General features: G+C 55.4%; 19 protein-coding genes and 1 riboswitch. Of the genes, 4 read left to right on the top strand and 15 right to left on the bottom strand.

All coding sequences use genetic code 11. The annotated features are described in order from the left end of the window. Positions 1-18 precede the first annotated feature (18 nt). Entirely contained in the window at positions 19-549 is a 531-nt protein-coding gene (locus tag ACP6EK_RS04485; RefSeq protein WP_438318494.1) for a methylated-DNA--[protein]-cysteine S-methyltransferase, read from the top strand. Here the strand turns inward: ACP6EK_RS04485 and ACP6EK_RS04480 are convergent. The 3 genes from ACP6EK_RS04480 to crcB all read right to left on the bottom strand — a co-directional run bounded on the left by ACP6EK_RS04480 (position 502) and on the right by crcB (position 2,126). Continuing rightward, on the bottom strand, positions 502-1,062 hold the full coding sequence (locus ACP6EK_RS04480; protein ID WP_438318491.1) for an ECF transporter S component: 561 nt from the start codon (positions 1,060-1,062) through the stop codon (positions 502-504). The two genes, ACP6EK_RS04485 and ACP6EK_RS04480, sit on opposite strands and share 48 nt — an antisense overlap. Positions 1,063-1,144: 82 nt before the next feature. Continuing rightward, positions 1,145-1,296: riboswitch (FMN riboswitch) on the bottom strand. 119 nt (positions 1,297-1,415) lie between these two features. After that, positions 1,416-1,745, bottom strand: coding sequence for a DUF190 domain-containing protein (locus tag ACP6EK_RS04475; RefSeq protein ID WP_438318488.1), 330 nt, complete (start codon positions 1,743-1,745; stop codon positions 1,416-1,418). 3 nt (positions 1,746-1,748) lie between these two features. Further along, a complete protein-coding gene (gene crcB / locus ACP6EK_RS04470) occupies positions 1,749-2,126 on the bottom strand; it encodes a fluoride efflux transporter CrcB (protein WP_017890368.1) in 378 nt (125 codons plus the stop codon). Between the two features lie 117 nt (positions 2,127-2,243). Between crcB and ACP6EK_RS04465 the strand changes: the two genes are divergently transcribed. Further along, positions 2,244-3,707, top strand: coding sequence for an FGGY-family carbohydrate kinase (locus ACP6EK_RS04465; protein ID WP_438318484.1), 1,464 nt, complete (start codon positions 2,244-2,246; stop codon positions 3,705-3,707). 20 nt (positions 3,708-3,727) lie between these two features. Here ACP6EK_RS04465 and ACP6EK_RS04460 read toward each other — a convergent pair whose 3' ends face one another. From ACP6EK_RS04460 to ACP6EK_RS04410, 11 genes are all read right to left on the bottom strand, one after another. Continuing rightward, entirely contained in the window at positions 3,728-4,891 is a 1,164-nt protein-coding gene (locus tag ACP6EK_RS04460; protein ID WP_438318481.1) for an iron-containing alcohol dehydrogenase, read from the bottom strand. 46 nt (positions 4,892-4,937) lie between these two features. Further along, complete coding sequence (locus ACP6EK_RS04455) at positions 4,938-5,777, bottom strand: sugar phosphate isomerase/epimerase family protein (protein ID WP_438318478.1); 840 nt, start codon at positions 5,775-5,777, stop codon at positions 4,938-4,940. 12 nt (positions 5,778-5,789) lie between these two features. After that, positions 5,790-6,878 (bottom strand): ABC transporter ATP-binding protein, encoded by a 1,089-nt coding sequence (locus tag ACP6EK_RS04450; protein ID WP_438318475.1) that lies wholly within the window; start codon positions 6,876-6,878, stop codon positions 5,790-5,792. Positions 6,879-6,887: 9 nt separating this feature from the next. Beyond that, entirely contained in the window at positions 6,888-7,976 is a 1,089-nt protein-coding gene (locus ACP6EK_RS04445) for an ABC transporter ATP-binding protein (RefSeq protein ID WP_438318472.1), read from the bottom strand. A gap of 2 nt (positions 7,977-7,978) precedes the next feature. Further along, entirely contained in the window at positions 7,979-8,182 is a 204-nt protein-coding gene (locus ACP6EK_RS04440; RefSeq protein WP_438318469.1) for a hypothetical protein, read from the bottom strand. 6 nt (positions 8,183-8,188) lie between these two features. Then, positions 8,189-9,076 carry a carbohydrate ABC transporter permease gene (locus ACP6EK_RS04435; RefSeq protein ID WP_438318466.1) on the bottom strand — a complete coding sequence of 296 codons (888 nt, stop codon included), beginning with the start codon at positions 9,074-9,076 and terminating at the stop codon, positions 8,189-8,191. A gap of 12 nt (positions 9,077-9,088) precedes the next feature. Then, positions 9,089-9,988 carry a carbohydrate ABC transporter permease gene (locus ACP6EK_RS04430; protein ID WP_438318463.1) on the bottom strand — a complete coding sequence of 300 codons (900 nt, stop codon included), beginning with the start codon at positions 9,986-9,988 and terminating at the stop codon, positions 9,089-9,091. 63 nt (positions 9,989-10,051) lie between these two features. After that, positions 10,052-11,362, bottom strand: coding sequence for an ABC transporter substrate-binding protein (locus ACP6EK_RS04425; protein WP_438318460.1), 1,311 nt, complete (start codon positions 11,360-11,362; stop codon positions 10,052-10,054). Positions 11,363-11,438: 76 nt separating this feature from the next. After that, a complete protein-coding gene (locus tag ACP6EK_RS04420) occupies positions 11,439-12,467 on the bottom strand; it encodes a LacI family DNA-binding transcriptional regulator (protein ID WP_438318457.1) in 1,029 nt (342 codons plus the stop codon). A 27-nt stretch (positions 12,468-12,494) separates the two neighbouring features. Then, a complete protein-coding gene (locus ACP6EK_RS04415; RefSeq protein ID WP_438318454.1) occupies positions 12,495-13,577 on the bottom strand; it encodes a zinc-dependent alcohol dehydrogenase in 1,083 nt (360 codons plus the stop codon). 11 nt (positions 13,578-13,588) lie between these two features. Then, positions 13,589-14,503, bottom strand: a complete 915-nt coding sequence (locus ACP6EK_RS04410; RefSeq protein ID WP_438318451.1) for a sugar phosphate isomerase/epimerase family protein — start codon at positions 14,501-14,503, stop codon at positions 13,589-13,591. Positions 14,504-14,739: 236 nt separating this feature from the next. On the opposite strand from ACP6EK_RS04410, the gene ACP6EK_RS04405 reads away from it, so the two are divergent. Further along, positions 14,740-15,360 carry an IMPACT family protein gene (locus ACP6EK_RS04405; RefSeq protein WP_438318448.1) on the top strand — a complete coding sequence of 207 codons (621 nt, stop codon included), beginning with the start codon at positions 14,740-14,742 and terminating at the stop codon, positions 15,358-15,360. Between the two features lie 2 nt (positions 15,361-15,362). Next, the gene (locus ACP6EK_RS04400) at positions 15,363-16,379 is read left to right on the top strand and encodes an aldo/keto reductase (RefSeq protein ID WP_438318445.1); all 1,017 of its coding nucleotides are present in this window, start codon (positions 15,363-15,365) and stop codon (positions 16,377-16,379) included. On the opposite strand, the gene pyk is transcribed toward ACP6EK_RS04400, so the two are convergent. Beyond that, entirely contained in the window at positions 16,327-17,793 is a 1,467-nt protein-coding gene (gene pyk, locus ACP6EK_RS04395; protein ID WP_438318442.1) for a pyruvate kinase, read from the bottom strand. The two genes, ACP6EK_RS04400 and pyk, sit on opposite strands and share 53 nt — an antisense overlap. Positions 17,794-17,839: the final 46 nt, after the last annotated feature.

The raw sequence follows: 17,839 nt of genomic DNA, 5'->3' as shown, positions 1-17,839 counted from the left end.
AAAAGAGAGAAGTAAACCATGGAGCTCGCAATATGTTTCATTCCCACCCGTTTTGGTCTTGCCCTCCTTGGCTGGCGGGAAAGCCTCGCGTATTTTGTCCTGCCCCAGAGGACGAAGGAGGAGGCTCTACGGCACCTTACCCGCTACGGAGTGACGCTGGAAGGCCTCACTACCGGCACGCCGCCCTTCCCCGAGGTCATCTCCCGGGTCCAAGCATACTTTGAGGGGCAACGCGTGAGCTTTCCGTACCCCTTTGACCTCGGACACCTCTCCCCCTTCACCAGGAGAGTCCTTGAAGCCGTTGCCTCCATTCCCTACGGGACTCTGGTCACCTACAAGGACCTCGCAGAAACAATCGCCCTTCCCCGGGCCACAAGGGCCGTGGGAAGGGCGGTGGGGAGAAATCCCCTGCCCCTTTTCATCCCCTGCCACCGGGTGGTGGGAAAGTCCACCCTTAGGGGGTTTTCCGGGTACGGGCTCCGGTACAAAATCCTCCTCCTCTCACTGGAGTTTCTGGGAAGCGGCCCGGGCAGGAACAGCCCCTTCTAAGAACGCGCTCACCTTTTTGTAAAGTAGCAGGGTCACCGCGGCGTTCAGAGCACCCTTGAGGAGATTGAAGGGCACCACAACCGGGAGAATCATTCCAAGGACCGTACTCCTTGGCACTCCAAGGTAGATGGGAGTCACGATGAGGTTGGCAAAAGCCATGACCCCGGTCATAATGAAGAGCCCAGCCAGAAGACCGAAGAAGGCCCCCCGGAGGGTTCGATGCCGCTTGTACAGAAGCCCTGCCACCCCCACAAAGGTTCCGCAGGCCAGAAAGTACATGAGCATGCCCCAGGGACCACCCTGCCCGGTGAGGAGGGCAAAAAGCACCGCCACGATGGCTGTGGCAAAGAGCGCTACCCCCGGACCGAATTTCAGGCTCACCATGAGAATGGGGATGTCCCCTGGCCTGTAGAGCAGAAACGACGCCGAGGGGATCAGGGGAAAGTGGACGAAAAGGTCAAGAACAAGCGAAAGCGCAGCAAAAGCTCCGGCGTAGATAAAGTACTTCTTCACGGTGCAACCTCCCTTTCTCCTTCCCAGGGCAAACAAAAAGCCCTGAAAGCTCTTCCGCCTTCAGGGCTTGAGGGTCACCTAAAAACTTCTTCTCCCATCCGGACTGTACCGTCGGCCCCGGATTTCCACCGGATCAACCCCTCTTCACCGAAGAGGGGCTCGCGGGCTTGAGGCTTTCGCCTCTCACCGCCGGTCGGGAATTGGGTTTCCCCTCACCCTGCCCTGAAGAAGTTTTTTGCTTTCAGAGATTATACCTCGGGAGGGCGAGAGGGTCAACCTTTACTGGGTATTCCCTTCAGAAGGAACCCAAAAGGAGCGCGTCCACCATGGCCTTGAGGGCAAACGGAAAGTCATTACCCCTCGTAGAGAAAAACCCGTACCTTTTCCTCCGTCACCAATCCTTCTTTCACTGCCTCATCGATGATGGGCTTGATGCGCTCAATCTTCTCCCTGGTGTCCACGACCTCAATGACGATTGGGAGGTCCGTAGAGAGGCGAAGGATCGAAGTTGCCTGGAGCACGCTCTTTTTTCCGAATCCGGCGATACCGCGAAAAACCGTTGCCCCGCTCAGGCCCTCCTTCCTGAACATCTCAAGAAGGTACTGGTAGAGAGGCTTTCCCCTGTACTTGTCCGACTCCCCGATGAAAATCCGTAAAAGGACTGCCTCTTCTTCCCGCTTCATGGCTTAATGGAAAAACACGCCTGCCAGAATTTTCCCAAGTACCACCGCACCAAGACCTAAGACGACGTTGCCAAAGAGGTTGAGGAAAAAGAGCGAGAGCTCTCCTTCCTCAAAAAGTCGCAGGGATTCGTACTCCAGGGAAGAAAAAGTGGTGAAGGCTCCGAGGACCCCAATGGTGAGGAAAACACGAAGTTCGCGATGGACGAAACCGCCATATTCGACGGCATACATGATGAAGCCCAGGAAGAAACTCCCCAGGATGTTGATGAGAAAAGTCCCAAGGGGAAAGGTCAGGATGTTCCTCTGCATCCACCATCCCACACTGAAGCGAAGCACGGCCCCCAGCGCTCCGCCAAGACCCACAAGGAGAAGGTCCTTCAATGGTATTCCCCTTTCCAGAAGACCTCTACCCCAGAGGGGGGAAGAGTATTATACCACGCAAGGCAAAGGAGTAGTACAATGACAGAAAGCAAAAGCACCGGAAAAGGAGTGAACAGGGTGAAGGACACCTTTGTTCTTGGCATCGACCTCGGTACCCAAGGAGTCCGAGCCATGGTGGCGAACCTCCGGGGAGAGGTCATCGTGGAAGAAAAAGAAGATATCCGATTTTCCCTCCAGGAAGGACGACGTTTCGAGCAGGACCCCAGAGAGTGGTGGGAGAAAACGAAACGATGCGTTGCAAAAACTCTCGCCGTCTTCAGTGCCTTTGGTCACCCCCTCACGTCCCTTAGGGCCATCTCCTGTGATTCCACCTCGGGAACCGTTGTTCCCGTTGACGCCCAGGGTCAGCCGCTCATGCACGCCCTCATGTACAACGATTCCCGAGCCCAGGAAGAGGCCCACATTGTGAACGAAGCGGCACAGGACGTCACCGAACGTCTGGGGTATCGCTTCGACCCCTCCTTTGCCCTCTGCAAGGTCCTCTGGCTCAAACGGAACCTCCCCGAAATCTTTGAGAAAGCCGCATATTTCCTTCACCCCACGGATTACCTTGTGGGGCACCTCACCGGAGTTTTTGGGATATCGGACATCTCGAACACCCTGAAAATGGGCTACGACCTCATGGAGAAACGGTGGCCCTCCTTCATTGAGGAGAAGCTTGGCATTCCTCTCAAAAAACTCCCCAAAGTGGTGAACAGCGGGGAGATCATTGGTACCCTTTCTCCCTCCCTTGCCAGAACATGGGGCCTTTCTCCTCACGTTCTTGTCGTTTCTGGAGCAACGGATGGAACAGCAGCATTCTATGCTTCGGGAGCCACAAGAGCTGGGGACGTTTCCTCAACGCTTGGCACTACCCTTGTGGTGCGAAGCATTTCCGAGCACCACGTGAAGGATCCTCTGGGACGCGTGTATTGCCACCTCCACCCTGAGGGCTTCTGGCTTCCCGGAGGAGCCTCCAACACTGGGGGAGAGTGTCTCACCCACTTCTTCCCTCAGGCAAACCTTGCCGAATGGGATGAAAAGGTTGCCCTCCTTCCCCTCCCCACAGGCCTTGTCGTGTACCCCATGGTCCGCAAAGGAGAACGCTTCCCCTTCGCCCACCCGGAGGCAGAGTTTTTCTCTCTGGGGGAACGGAAAGACGACCTCGAATTCTACGCCGCTTGTCTTGAGGGCGTGGGGTACGTGGAACGCTACGGATTCGAACTCCTTGAGCACCTTGGAGCCACACGAATCCAGCGGGTCTTTGTTTCGGGAAGCGGCTCGAAAAGCGCCATGTGGCGGAAGATACGGGCGAACATCCTGGGGCTTCCTCTTTACCTCCCCAGGTTCCCCGACGCTGCCTTAGGAGCCTGTATCATGGCAGCCTGCCCGCTTTTTGGAGGGATATCCCAGGCGGCGCAGAACATGGTCCACGTGGTGGCGCAAGAAGAGCCTGACCCCGCACGCTCAGTCCTTTACGAAGAGAAATACCAGCGCTTTGTGGAAGAGTGTGCAAAGCGGGGATATATCAAAAGCACCTGACCCGCGCGGGTCAGGTGCGGTCAGAGGGACCGGCGGTAAATCGTCAGGATGTCTTCTTTCGTGAGAACTTTCACCGAGCCAATGGGGCCTCTTTTTGCCACTCTCTCGGCCATCTCCTCAAGGCGCTCCTCGCCAATGCCCACTTCCCGAAGCCTCGTGGGAGCGCCGATCTCCCGGAACCATTGCCGGGTCCGTTCAATGCCGGCTTTCCCGAGGTCTTCGTCGCTTCGATTCCCGCGAGGGATGTCCCATACCCGCTCGGCGAACTGGGCAAACTTCTTCGGAATGAGCGGAAGGACGTACTCCATCCACTGAGGGAAGAGAATGGCCAGTCCCGCCCCGTGGGGGATGTCGTAGACACCACTTAACTCAAGCTCCATTCGATGGGTCCCCCAGTCGGCGCTCACCCCAGCCTCAAGGAGGTGGTTGTTGGCCAGCGTACTGCACCACATGATGGTCTCCCAGGCATGGGAATCAGCGGTATTGTCGAGAGCTTTCGGAGCATACTCGATGATGGTCTTCATGATGCTTTCCGCCAGGCGGTCCTGGAGAGGCGTCTCAGGAACAGGATGGAAATACTGTTCAAAGACATGGGCAATCATGTCCACGATGCCGTAGACTGCGTGTTCCCTGGGGACTGTGAGAATGTTCTCCGGGTCGAGAATGGAGAAATCCGGAAAGAGGTGGGGGTTCTTGATCACCAGTTTTTCCTTCGTCTCTTCGTTGGTGATGACCGCATTGCGGTTCATCTCCGAACCCGTAGCCGCAAGGGTGAGCACTGTTCCCAGGGGGATTTTGCCCTTTATGGTACCTTTTCCAGTAAAGAAATCCCAGGGGTCTCCCTCGTACAGCACTCCAGCAGCAATAATCTTGGCCGCGTCAAGAACGCTGCCCCCACCCACCGCCAGAACAACGTCGACCTTTTCCTTCCGGCAGATTTCCACTCCTTCCCGGACCTTGCTGATTCGGGGATTGGGCTGGATACCGGAGAGTTCGGTAACCGAACACCCTGCCTCCTGCAGGCAACGCACTATCCGGTCATAGAGACCGGTCTTTTTGATGCTCCCTCCACCATAAGCAAGGAGCACCCGTTCTCCGTACTTGCGGCATTCCTGCCCTACCCGGTCGGTCTCCCCTCGTCCAAAAAAGAGGCGTGTAGGATTCCAGTACTCAAAGTTTCGCATGCACCTCGACCTCTCCTTTCCCCATTAGAGCATGGAAGAAAAGGGCTCAGGGATTCCAGTGTTTTTTCAGGAACTCGAGGCCCTTTTGGGCGATGTATTCGCTACTTGGCGCAAGAGGACGCCATATAGAAGCCGCACGGGCAATCTCCTTCACGCCCGGGACGAAGGACTCTATGACCAGTGCCCCCTGGTAGTTGACTTCCCGAAGTGCCTGGAAAACCTCATCCCACTCCACGTGGCCTTCTCCAGGTGTTCCCCGGTCATTCTCGCAGGTATGGACGTGAAAGAGGTACTTCCCTGCCACTTTGATCGCCTGGTAGAGACTCTTCTCCTCAATATTCATATGAAAGGTATCGAGGTGAATCCCCACGTAAGGACTCCCCACCTCTTCCACAAGGCGCACAGCATCCTCCGCAGTGTTCAAAAAGTACGTTTCGAAGCGGTTGAGGGGCTCAACGGCGATTTTCACATTACAGTCCTCGGCAACCTTGGCGAGTTCCTTGAGACCTGCCACCGCTCGCTTCCACTCCTCTACCGTCCGTGCTTCCCCGGTGAGCTTGCCTACCGCAGAGTAACAGGGACCGCAGAGCACCGTTCCACCCCAGGCGGAGAGCATCTGGAGACAGCGGGTGAAGTAGGCAAGTGCCTCTTTGCGAATTTCGGCACTGTCACTCACAAGGTCCCTCCGTTCCCCCACCACGGCACACCCGGTCACCGCAAGCCCGTTTTCCTCAAGAAGTGTTTTCGTCCTCTCCACAGAGATGGCATCGAGAAGGTCAAGGGGAATTTCCACGCAATCAAAGCCGAGCTTCTTCACCATGGGGATGAGGTGGGCCTCGCTATCCGTGTACGCCGCAGTCCAGAGAAAGAGATTCACGCCAAACATGCTCTCCCTCCTTTAGAAAATACGCTCTTCTGTTCGCCGGTCGAAAATTCGGACCTTCTCCTCCTTAAACCCGAAAAAGACCCGCTCACCAATCTCAAACTGCGCTCCTTCTTCGCTCCGTACCCGAAGAACATGCCCATCAAGGCGCAGGCGCACAATCTGGATGACCCCAAGAGGCTCCACCACCTCAACCTGTGCGGGATAGAGGCCCGCTCCTTTCTCCCGGGAGATCGTGATATCCTCAGGGCGAATGCCGAAAATCACCTCAGGGCTTCTGATACTCTTTCGACAGACCGAGGCAGCATCCTCTGGAAGGGTAAAGGTGAAGTACCCCGGACCCACATTGAGACGGTTTTCCCCTTCAAAGAGCGCCGGGACGAAATTCATTCCAGGGCTTCCCACAAAGTCGGCAACGAAGACATTCCGCGGGTGGTGGTAGATCTCATAAGGCGTCCCCACCTGGACGACGTGCCCCTGGTGGATGACGACAATCCGGTCTCCCATGGAGAGCGCCTCGGCCTGGTCCGGGGTGGCGTAGAGGAAGGTCGCACCGGTCTCGCTCTGCAGGCGTTTGAGCTCGGTACGCATCTCCTCGCGGATTTTGGCATCGAGGTTGGTCAGAGGCTCGTCAAGGAGGAAGACCCTGGGGTTTCGCACCAGTGCCCGGGCAATGGCCACCCGCTGCATCTCCCCACCGCTTATGTGGATCGGCTTTCGGGAAAGGAGGTGGTCAATATGGAGGAAGCGGGCGACCTCCTTCACCCGCCGTTCGATCTCCTCTTTTGAGATATTCCGAATACGCAGCGGCGAAGCGATGTTCTCAAAGACCGTGTACCGCGGATAGAGCGAAAAATTCTGGAAAACGAAGGCCACATCACGGTCTTTAGGGGGAAGGTCGTTAACCACCTGCTCTCCAATGCGAATGGTGCCACTGTCGGGCCGCTCAAGTCCTGCCACACAGCGAAGCGTGGTTGTCTTTCCCGCCCCGGTTGGTCCAAGAAGGACCGTGATGGCTCCGCCTTCTGCCTCAAGGGAAAGCCCAGAAACGGCGGTAATTCTTCCAAACCTCTTGGTCAATCCTTCAACCACAAGACGTGCCATAGGCGTCACCTACGCGATAAGCTTTTCCGTTTCTGTGTGGAAAACACGAATTTCCCGGAACACCAGGCCCACTTTCTCCCCCACTCTGAGCATCACATCCCCTGGAAGGAGTGCCTTCACAAGATGCCCAAGGATACGGAAGGTCACCACGTTCTGCACTCCAAGAGGCTCAAAGACATAGACCTCGCCATCGAGGAGTTTCTCTTGCTCCCCCGCAACGAGGATATTTTCAGGGCGTACGCCAAGGACCACCTGCCGTACCGGCTGTGCAAGACGCCTCAGAGCAGCTTCCTGCTCCTTTGCCAGGGGAAGGAAGTACGCGCTATCCACCACAACACCAAGGCGTCCATGTCTTTCCTCCACGCTACCGGGAATAAAGTTCATCCCCGGGCTCCCGATGAACCGGGCTACGAAGAGGTTTGCCGGATAATGGTAGACCTCATGAGGCGAGCCAATCTGCTGGATGTCTCCAAAGTTCATCACCACGATTTTGTCGGCCATGGTCATGGCCTCTACCTGGTCGTGGGTTACGTAAATCGTCGTGGCCTTGAGGGATTTCTGGAGCTTCTTGAGTTCAGCCCGGGTGACTTCCCGGAGTTTGGCGTCGATATTCGAGAGGGGCTCGTCAAGGAGGAAAACCCGGGGACGGCGGACAATTGCCCGAGCCAGGGCCACCCGCTGCTTCTGGCCACTCGTGAGCTTGCGAGGCTTCAGGTGGAGAATATCCTCAATTTGCAGAAGCCGCACGACCTCTTCGACCCGCTGCTTGATTTCCTGTTTTGGTAACCGTTCCGCCCGCAAAGGAAAGGCAATGTTATCATACGCCGTAAGATGCGGATACAGAGCATAGAGCTGGAACACAAAGGCGATGTTTCGAGCCGCCGGGCTCAGGGGGGTCACGTCTTCGTCATCGAAGTAGATGCGCCCACCGTCTGGCTGTTCCAGTCCGGCAATGCAGCGGAGCGTCGTGGTTTTTCCACAACCCGAGGGGCCAAGGAGAACCGTGAATTCTCCTTCCTTCACCTCGAAAGAGACGCCCTTCACCGCCTCCACATGCCCGAAGCGCTTGTAGAGCTTTTCAACCCGCACCGAGGACATCGCTATGCCTCCTTCTCCCCGGCAAGTTCCTCAAGGGGAGGAATGTGGGAGAAGAGGATGTACAGTCCCGTTCCTCCCCCAAGAAAGGCGAAACCGTAGTGGTAGAGGAAAAAGGTAAAGGGCTGGCAGAGGCTGAAAATGCCAAAGACGATGAGCACGATGGAGAGGGGTTCCATAAACCTCTTGATACGAGCCAGGAATCTCATGTCCATCTACTCCTTTATCGCTCCAAAGGTGAAGCCCCGGATGAGATTTCCTCCAAGGAGGAAGGTGAACACAACCACAGGAAGAACCATGAGGAAAGATCCTGCGGCAATGTGCCCCCAGTTCACTCCCGCCGTTCCGAGGGAATGGGCAATGGAGGGCACCGCCGTCCGGGCCCGTTCCCCGGTGAGAAGGAGCGAGAAGGTGAACTCATTCCAGGTCATGATGAGGCTGAAAATGGCCGTGGCCACCATGCCCACCCGCATCTCCGGGAAGACAAACTTGAAGAAGGCCTGGAAGCGGGAATACCCATCAACCAGCGCTGCCTCCTCGTACTCCGGAGGGATATCGTCGACGAAACTCCGCATCATCCACACGGCAAAGGCGAGGTTGAACACCGTGTACATGATGATGAGTCCGAAACGGGTATCAAAAAGCCCCAGGGCCCGGTACATCATGACAAGAGGAATGGCAATAACTACAGGCGGCAGCATGCGGCTACTCAGGATAACAAAGAGCAGGTCATCTTTGCCCCGCACTCGCATCCTCGAGAACACATACCCGGAGAGTGCCCCAAGGAACGTGGCAAGAAGGGTACTCACGAAAGACACCACGATGCTATTGCTGAGCTGTCGCAGGAAAGCCGAGGGTTGAGGTTTGAGCTCAATACCCCGTACTCTCCCCAAGGCACCCCCTGCACCAACGTAAAATATATTTCGGAAATTGTCAACCTTAGGACGCCACGTCCAGGAAGGTGGCAACGCAAAAGCCTCTGCTTTTGTTTTGGTGGCCGTTGAGAACATCCAGTATATCGGGAAAAGGTATCCGCAAAGCATGACGACAAGGACAATCGCGATGACCCTGTTTTTGAACGCTCGTCTTTGAAACTCGTTCATAAACACTCCCTCCTAAGCTCTTCGCAGGCGGTTGAGGTAAGTAATGTAGAGGTTGCTTAAGGCGATAATGATGATGAGCAAAACATACGCAAGGGCACAGGACCTTCCGGTTCTCCAGAAGGAAAAGGCAAGCTTATAAATATAGAAGGGAACAGTCTGAGTTGCGTATCCAGGACCACCATCGGTAAGGACATAAACAAGGTCGAAAAAGCGAAAAGCATCCATGGTTCGGAAGAGAACAGCGAGAATGAGAATCGGCGCCACATAGGGCAGAGTAATATAACGGAACTTAAACCACCCGGAAGCCCGATCGACATCAGCAGCCTCGTAGAGATACTTGGGGACACTTGCAAGACCCGCAAGACTCAGAAGAATCATAAAAGGTGTCCAAATCCAGACATCCACGAGGACAAGAGAGTAGAGAGCATATTCGAAGCTCGTTGTCCAGGCAATTTTGGGAATCCCCAGAATCCTCCCCAGGAGGTAATTCACGATACCCCAGTTGGTATCCAGCATAAAACGGAAGAATTTCCCGATGACCGCAGGAGAAAACATCATGGGGAGAAAGAAGAGCGTCGTCAAAATTCCCCGACCAAAGAACTCTCGATTCAGGAGCATAGCAATACCAAAACCAAGGAAAAACTCAATTGCCACGGCAAGGAACACGAATTTTCCTGTAATCACAAAACGCTCCCATACCTCTCGCTCTCGAAAGAGAGAGCTATAGTTGGTGATGCCTACGAAAACTGGGGGGGTAGCAGCATTTGCAGAGTACTCGCAAAAGCTCAGATATAGAGACCAGATAAGGGGGAAAATAACAAGAAAGAGCAATAAGGCGAAGGTTGGTAAAAGGAAAAGATACAGCATGCCCCTGTCAGAAATGCGGTTCGCCCACGTGTCTCGAATGGTCACCAAACTTCTTCCCTCCCTATATTTTTGTGGGGGCCCTTTGGGGCCCCCACAAGAGTTTTCAACTCATTTGTAATACCCAGCACGCTCCAGGATCTCCTCGTGCTTTTCAGCAATAAGGTCCATGGCTTCCTCAGGCGTGTACTTGCCAAGAACGGCTGCATTGAGAATCTCAGCCATCACGGTGCCCATCTCGTTGTACTCTGGAATCTCCCAGAAGTCCTTAAGGCGTGTAGCAGCAACTCTGTGAACCTTATTCACCGGCGCATACTCGAGATACCGGTCATCATTGATGATTGATGTCATGCAGCTGAACATCCCTGCTTGTGCCCACTTCCACTGAGTCTCTGGAGAAATCCACCACTCGAGGAACATCAGGGCTTCCTTCTTGTAAGGAGTGTAAGCAGAAATGGACATTCCCTGGCCTCCAAGCTGGATATACCACTCTTTCTCCTTTGGAGATGGGAAGAAATCGACCTTGTCCCAGTAGAGGGAGAGTTCAGGGTCTATAAGTCCTGGATAGAATGCCAGGTAGGTCCCCATCATGGCGACAAGCCCCTGCTGCATGGCAGTATTGGCTTCGTCCATGCTGTAGTTGGCAGAACCTGGAGGGCAGTACTTGTAGATATCCACCCAGTACCGTGCAGCCGCTTTACCTTCTTCACTATTCAGGTAGCCTTTCACTCGCTTGGTCACCGGATCCCAGAGTTCTGCTCCAAAGGACCAGAAACATGCCAGGAATTGGTCAACCAGACCAGCGGTAGCCATAGGGGCAAACCAGAGTGCAACGCCGTAGAGATTTTTCTCCGGGCGAGTGAAGAACTCAGCAACGTCCCTAAGTTCGCTCCAGGTTTCAGGAACCTTCAGCGCATATCCATATTTCTCCTGGAAAGCCTTCTGCTCCTCGGGATCGTTGAAAAGGTCAGTACGGTAGGCAAAGCTCCAGAAGTCGGCAAGAGCCGGGACACCGTAGTATCTACCACTTCCATCAGGATACTCACAGTAAGAGGCGATCAATGTGGGTTCGAAATCTTCTTTCTTCACCTTTTCATTGAACCAGTCGGTGATGTCAAGAAGGTGCCCTCCGACAACCGCTTCCCCCAGCCACTGAGAGTCAGGAAGGACGATATCGAAACTCGTTTTGCCCGAGGCGAACTCGGTAAAGACCTTATCGTGGTACTGGGGCCAGGGAATAGGATCGCCTTTCACCTTGATGCCGGTTTTGGCGGTGAAATCTTCCGCAAGGGCAATGAGGGTATCCATCGGTGCCCAGGCTGCCCAGGTAATGGTGAGCGTCACCTCTTCCGCCAAAGCTATTCCCCCAAGGACTATCCCCACAAGGAACACCACAAGCATACCCAAACCGAGTTTCCTCATCGGCTAACCCTCCTTTCAAAGGTTTCCTGCAAAGGGCATACAATGCAAAACCGGGAGATTCTTTCGGGTCTTTCTCTCACCCCCTTTTCTGACAGGAGTCGCGTTCCACAAGGACGGGTTCGATGAGTGTAAGTGGTGGACAGTCTTTCTTCCCCTGGAGCAATTGTAACAAAAATTCCACTCCGGTTCTACCCATCTCGTACTTGGGCTGGCGAACCGTGGTGAGGGAGGGATGCACATAGGAAGCCAGGAGAATATCATCAAAGCCCACAATGGAGATGTCCTCAGGAACACGAACTCCAGAGCTCAAAAAGGCCTTGAGAGCCCCTACTGCCACAAGGTCCGAGCTTGCCACAACAGCCGTGGGACGCTTCTTCTCCTCAAGGAGCTTCTTCCCTAAAGTGAAACCAATTTCCACCCGGTTCCTCTGCGTCCTCTCCACAAGAACCCACTCATCCCGAAGCGGCAGGCCCTTCCGTTTCATGAAGTTGAGGAAGGCCCGCTGCCTTTTGACCAAAGACAGAACGTACGGGGGTTCGCTCAGGTACCCGATATCGGTGTGGCCTAAAGACGCAAGGTAGAGCAAGGCCTTCTCGATACCCTTCTCGTTGTCCACCACCACCGAAGGCCAGAGGTCGTTTGTCGGGTACACGTCCACGAGAACAGCAGAAACACCGCTTGAGGCAAGACGACCCCAGAGACGCTCAGCAATGAAACTGTAGGCAATCACCACTCCATCAACCTGGTGCTGCTCCACAAGACTCACAAAGCTCTCCTCAAGCTTTTCCCTGTAGGACGTAGCATAGAGGATGACGCTATAGCCAGCTTCCTGGGCCACATCGGTGACGCCGTGGGCAAGCTCAGCATAGAAAGGGTTGGTAACGTCCGGAATGAAGAGGCCCAGGGCATTGGTCTTCTGTCGCTTGAGGTTCCGGGCGGTGAGGTCAGGGCGGTAGTTGAGCCGCTCAATGGCCTCAAGAATCTTCTTCCTCGTTTCCGGGGCAACCGGAGCCGTGCCGTTCAGAAAGTGCGATACAGTCGAGAGGGCCACTCCCGCCTCTTTCGCCACATCTCTCATGGTTACTCGAGAAGTTTTTGGCCCCACAGGCTTCACCCCAACATGCCCCGCTCTTTACTCCATCACCACCATCACTTTCAGAGGATTGCCTTTCTTTTCCCGGGCCACCTGGAGGCCTTCCATGAGCTCCTCAAGCGGAAACACATGGGTCACGAGACGCTCGGCATCCACAAGACCTCCGGCAATGCTTTGGATAGCCTCAACCCAGGTAAACGGCGCAAGCCAGGAAAAGCGAATGTTCTTGTCCCAGAAAATGGAAGAAAGCGCAGGAACCTCTATGACGTCTTTTGCTCCAGGAAGACCAAAGTACACGATGTTGGAACGACGCCCGGAGACTTCAAGGGCAAGCTGCATGGCCTCTTTACTTCCCGTGACCACAATCACCCGATCCGCCATGCGTCCCCCGGTGAGTTGCGAAACACGCTCAACGACGTTTGGCGCATAGTAAGGCGACAAGGTGTCCCTAACGTTGATGAGTTCATCAGCCCCCATCGCCTTTCCCACCTCAAGCCGGAAATCCTGAGTTCCTATAAGGATCACTTTCCCTGCACCGCTCCGCTTCACCAGGGACACAACAGAGAGCCCAATGGCCCCGGGACCGAAAACCACTACCGTATCCCCAAGGCCAACCTGGAGATTTTTCACCCCATACACCGCGTTGGCCAAGGGTTCCACAAAGGCCCCGGCCTTGAAAGAAACATTCTCAGGAAGCCTGTACACGTGGGTGTAGTGGGATACCACGTATTCTGCGAAGGCACCGTTTGCCGAAACCCCGAGGACCTTTTTATTTTCGCAGAGGTTCACAAACCCTCGGTAACACACCTCGCAGGCATTGCAGTACTGCACCGGGTTCACCGTGACCCGATCGCCTACAGAAAAGAGCTTGCGTTCTGCAGGAACCTTCCCGACTTTTACGACCTCCCCGGAAAACTCGTGCCCGAGAATAAGGGGTCCTTTGCCCGTTGGCGTTTCAAGAGGGGAGAGACCCCAGTAGTAGGCAACGTCAGACCCGCAGATGCCACAGGCACGTACCCGAATGAGGAGCTCGTCATCGGCAATTTCCGGCACCGGGACCTCCTCAAACTTCATAACCTCCGGCTCGTAGAATACCCAGGCCTTCATCGTCGCAGGAACCATGGTCTCCCTCCTTACGCCATGCCAAGCCTGGCGAAAAGGTCTCGAAGGAACCTGATAGAATCGGCCGTAATATCCCAGGCATTGGGCCAGAAGCAGAGGTCAATGCACCACCAGTCCGAGGTGTAGCCACTCGCCACAATTGCTGGAATGACCTTTTCAAAATCGATGTACCCGGTCCCAAAAGGAGCATGGGTACTCGTCTCATCGTCGTGGAGGGTATTGTCCGAGTCGATGAGGTGTACGTGCCCAATGCGTCCCCGAAGCATTTCCACGAGCTCCAGAATGCCCCCGGGAAGGGTTTCCCTGGGTTCAGTCTGCTTTGCCCCAACCACGGCACACATCTGGGCATGACTCGTATCGAGGAGGATTTTGAAGTTTTCCCGATTCACATCGTCGTGCATCCTTCTGATCTCACTGGGCTTGTTGAAAATGAACCCGGGCTCAAATTCCCACACCACCATGACACCCACATCCCGGGCCTTATCCGCGCATTTCTGGAACATTGCCACAACCCGGTCCCAGGTTTCCTTGTAATCCCAGTCCTTGGGGAAAGGTGTCCCGGTTACGGTATCCACGCGGATTTTGTCGAAACCACAGTCAACGCAGAACTCCAGCGACCGGTCAAACATCTCCTCATAGGCCTGGACGATTTTTGGGTCGCCACTGGCAAAGGGGAAACTCCAGAGGTCCGCCACATAGGCACTGACACCGAGGCGGTATGTCTCAAGAAGCCCGAGGAGCTTCTTGCGGTCCTCTTTTGTGGGGTAGAGGTCAGGATGGGCATGAGGCTTGAAACCGCCGAGTTCAATGCCATCAAAACCGAGTTCTGACAGGCGCATGACCACTTCATCAAGGGGCACAGGGTGGTTTGCATAGGGACCGATGGCGTAGGCCCAGCTTCCGATGGAAATCTTTGCTTTGCCCAAGGACATCCCCTCCTTTTTGCGATGTGGAGAATCGTGTTCATAAAAACGTTTTCAACATGAGCTATTATGATTATGACAAAGCTACTTTCTCCCTGTCAACCCCCGTGGAGCTTTTCTGTCAAAAAGTTGGAGACCCTTTAGGCCCCTGGAAAGAACCTTTGTTCCACGCTTCATTTTGCGAAAAGGCGATGGTATGATGTCTTCGGAAGCTCAAACCACCGGAAGGTCTTCGGGCTATGTTCGGAAAAGCGCTTTTCACCGTAAAGACCGAAGCCCTGTGGGAACTGAGCCGCGAGAAGTCCCGTTTCGTGGCCATGAGCTTTCGCGTGTTTTGCCCCGAGGAGAGCCGGGAGAAACTCAAGAAGGCCATGGAGTGCTATCCCCAGGCCACCCACTACGTCTATGCCTTCCGATGTGGTCCCCAAGGAGAAAAGGAGTACGCCTCAGACGGTGGGGAACCAAAAGGCAGTGCCGGCAGGTCGGTTCTTGGGGCCTTGCGGCGCCTTGCGGTGACAAATAGCATGGTGGTGGTCGCCCGGTACTTCGGGGGGAAGAAGCTGGGAATCCGGGGGCTCATTGAAGCCTACGGGGATGCCGCTGCCGGAGTCCTCAAAGCCTCTGAGCTCATTCCCTATGTACAGGAGGAGAGGATCACCGTTACCACCGAACCACAGGCCTTTGAGCTTTTCGTCCACCGCCTCCTGCAGCACCTCAAAACGAAAGAGCGCCTTAAGCTCGAAAGAGCGTGCTGCGAGGTCTCCTTCACCATCCCTGAGAACCAAAAGGATGCGCTCTTTGGCTTTCTTGAACGGGAATATCTGCGGGGAACGGTGAAACACTTCACGAAGGAGGGATAAGCATGCGGTACGTACCTCTGGGGAAAAGCGGCCTGTACGTTTCCGAGGTGTCTCTGGGAACCATGACTTTCGGTAGGGAAACACCCGAAGAGGAGGCCGTGGCCATCCTTTTCCGCTACCTCGATGCGGGAGGGAACTTCATCGACACCGCCAACGTCTACAGCCAGGGTGTTTCAGAGAGCATTCTTGGGCGGGCTCTCCAGGGAAAAAGAGACAACATCGTTTTGGCAACCAAGGTATTTTTCCGGATGGGCGAGGGACCGTACGATGGTGGAACAAGCCGAAAACACATATTGAAGGCCGTTTTTGACAGCCTCAAGCGCCTGCAAACAGACTACATCGACCTCTACCAGATTCACTGCTTCGACGCCTTCACCCCCCTTGAGGAAACCTTCGAAACGCTGGCCCACCTCGTTGAGCGGGGGTACATTCGCTACGTCGGAGTTTCCAACTACACTGGGTGGCAGATTACGAAAGCCGTCAGCCTCTGCGAAAAGTACGGTTTTCCCCGTCCCATCTCCGCCCAGATGCAGTACAGCCTCGTGGAGCGAAATATCGAATACGAGGTCATCCCTGCCTGCTACGACGGAGGACTGAGCATCATGGCCTGGGGGCCCCTGGGAGGCGGGTTCCTCTCTGGAAAGTACACCCCCCATACTCCACCCAAAGAAGGGCGGATTGCCCAGGCGAAAAAGGACTGGGAAGAAGCCTGGGAACGCCGGGCAACGGAGAAGAATTTCCAGATTCTCGAAACAGTCAGGAAACTCGCGGAGAAATACGGGAAGACGGTACCCCAGATTGCTCTCAACTGGTTGCTCACAAGAAAGGACGTTATCCCCATTCTTGGTGTTCGAACCCTCGAGCAACTTGAGGACAACCTCGGGTGCGTGGGGTGGCGTCTTGCCGAAGAGGACATCGCCCTGCTTGATGCCGTGAGCGCCCCACCGGAAATCTACCCCTACCGCTTCATCCAGTGGGCTCAGGGGCTGGTGTACCGGGAGGAGTTCCTTCGTCGGTGAAAGGCTCACCCAGACGGTGCAGCCTGATGAGGTTCCGGTACCCTAGAAAAGGAGAACTTGCCACAAACACCACAGGGTCACCGGGCCGGGCGAGTTTTCGCCCAAGGAGGACTTCCTCAGCCCTGCGAAGGAGGGTAATACTCTCTGCCTCTTCGGGCACATCGAGAATCTCGGGCAACACCCCCCAAACCAGGGCAAGCTGGCGAGCGGTTTCTCCTTTAGGAGTGAGGGCGAGGATGGGCATCCCCGGCCGAAAGGAAGACAGAACCAGGGCGGTGAAACCGGAATGGGTGAACACCACAAGAGCCCGGGCATTGACGTTACAGGCAGTCTGCAACGCTCCAAAAACAATGGCCTCGGGGAGTATCCCCCGGGGCCGGTAGAAAGAAGGGATGCGCGAGGCAAGATGCCGCTCCGTGGCTTCAATCACCGTGTGCATCATCTGCGTGGCAAGTACCGGATACTTCCCGATTGCGGTCTCCGCCGAAAGCATAAGGGCGTCGGCACCGTCAAGAACGGCGTTGGCGATGTCCGTTACCTCTGCTCTTGTGGGGCTTGAGGACTCCCGCATCGACTCAAGCATTTGCGTGGCGATGATGGCGATTTTCCCACGCTCTTTCGCAAGCTTCACGAGCATCTTCTGGTATACCGGGACCATCTCAATGGGGGCCTCAACCCCCAGATCCCCCCGGGCCACCATGAGACCATCGGCTTCTTGGGCGATTTCTTCTGCAGCGTGCAGGGCCTCTTTCCGTTCGACTTTGGCGATAAGGGGAGGAAGACGAAGCCCCCTTGTCTTTCCCCAGGACCGGACTCTGGCGATATCCTCCCCATCCCGAACAAAAGAGAGGGCAACGTAGTCAACCCCAAGGTGCACCGCCATTTCCAGGTCCCTCTGGTCCTTTTCCGTGAACGTCCGGGCCGAGGTGTTCGTGCAGGGAAAATGGACACCTTTTCGCGAACGGAGCACCCCACCCTCAAGCACTGTCGCGCGGAGGTGATCAGCGGATTTCTCCTGCACCTTGAGCTTGATTAGACCATCGTCAAGGAGGATGTCGTCTCCCACCTGCAGGTCCTCAAGAAGGGGTTCATAGCGGATGTACAGCTTTCGCGCCGTTGTCACACCCTCTCCGGGGAGGACAACCACCGAGGAACCCTTCTCAAGCTCCACAGCTCCCTGCTCCACTTCCCCGATACGGATTTTGACGCCCTGGAGGTCGGCAAGGATAGCCACAGGCTTTCGGAGTTCCTGGGAAGCCCTCCGCACAAATTCAACTGCACGATGGTAAAAAGCAGGATCCCCATGGGAGAAGTTGATCCGCGCAACGTCCATTCCGGCACGGACTATCCCAAGGAGAACCCCGTACTCTGCCGAGGAAGGACCAAGGGTACAGATAATCTTTGTCCGCCGCATTTTGCCTCCTGGCCTTTTCCAGGATTATACCACGGGCACTTCTGGT

Source organism: Candidatus Caldatribacterium sp. SIUC1 (assembly GCF_051549785.1).
Taxonomy (GTDB): domain Bacteria; phylum Atribacterota; class Atribacteria; order Atribacterales; family Caldatribacteriaceae; genus Caldatribacterium.
The sequence above is the reverse complement of the archived record's forward strand: the minus strand, read 5'-3'. Positions and strand labels throughout refer to the sequence as shown.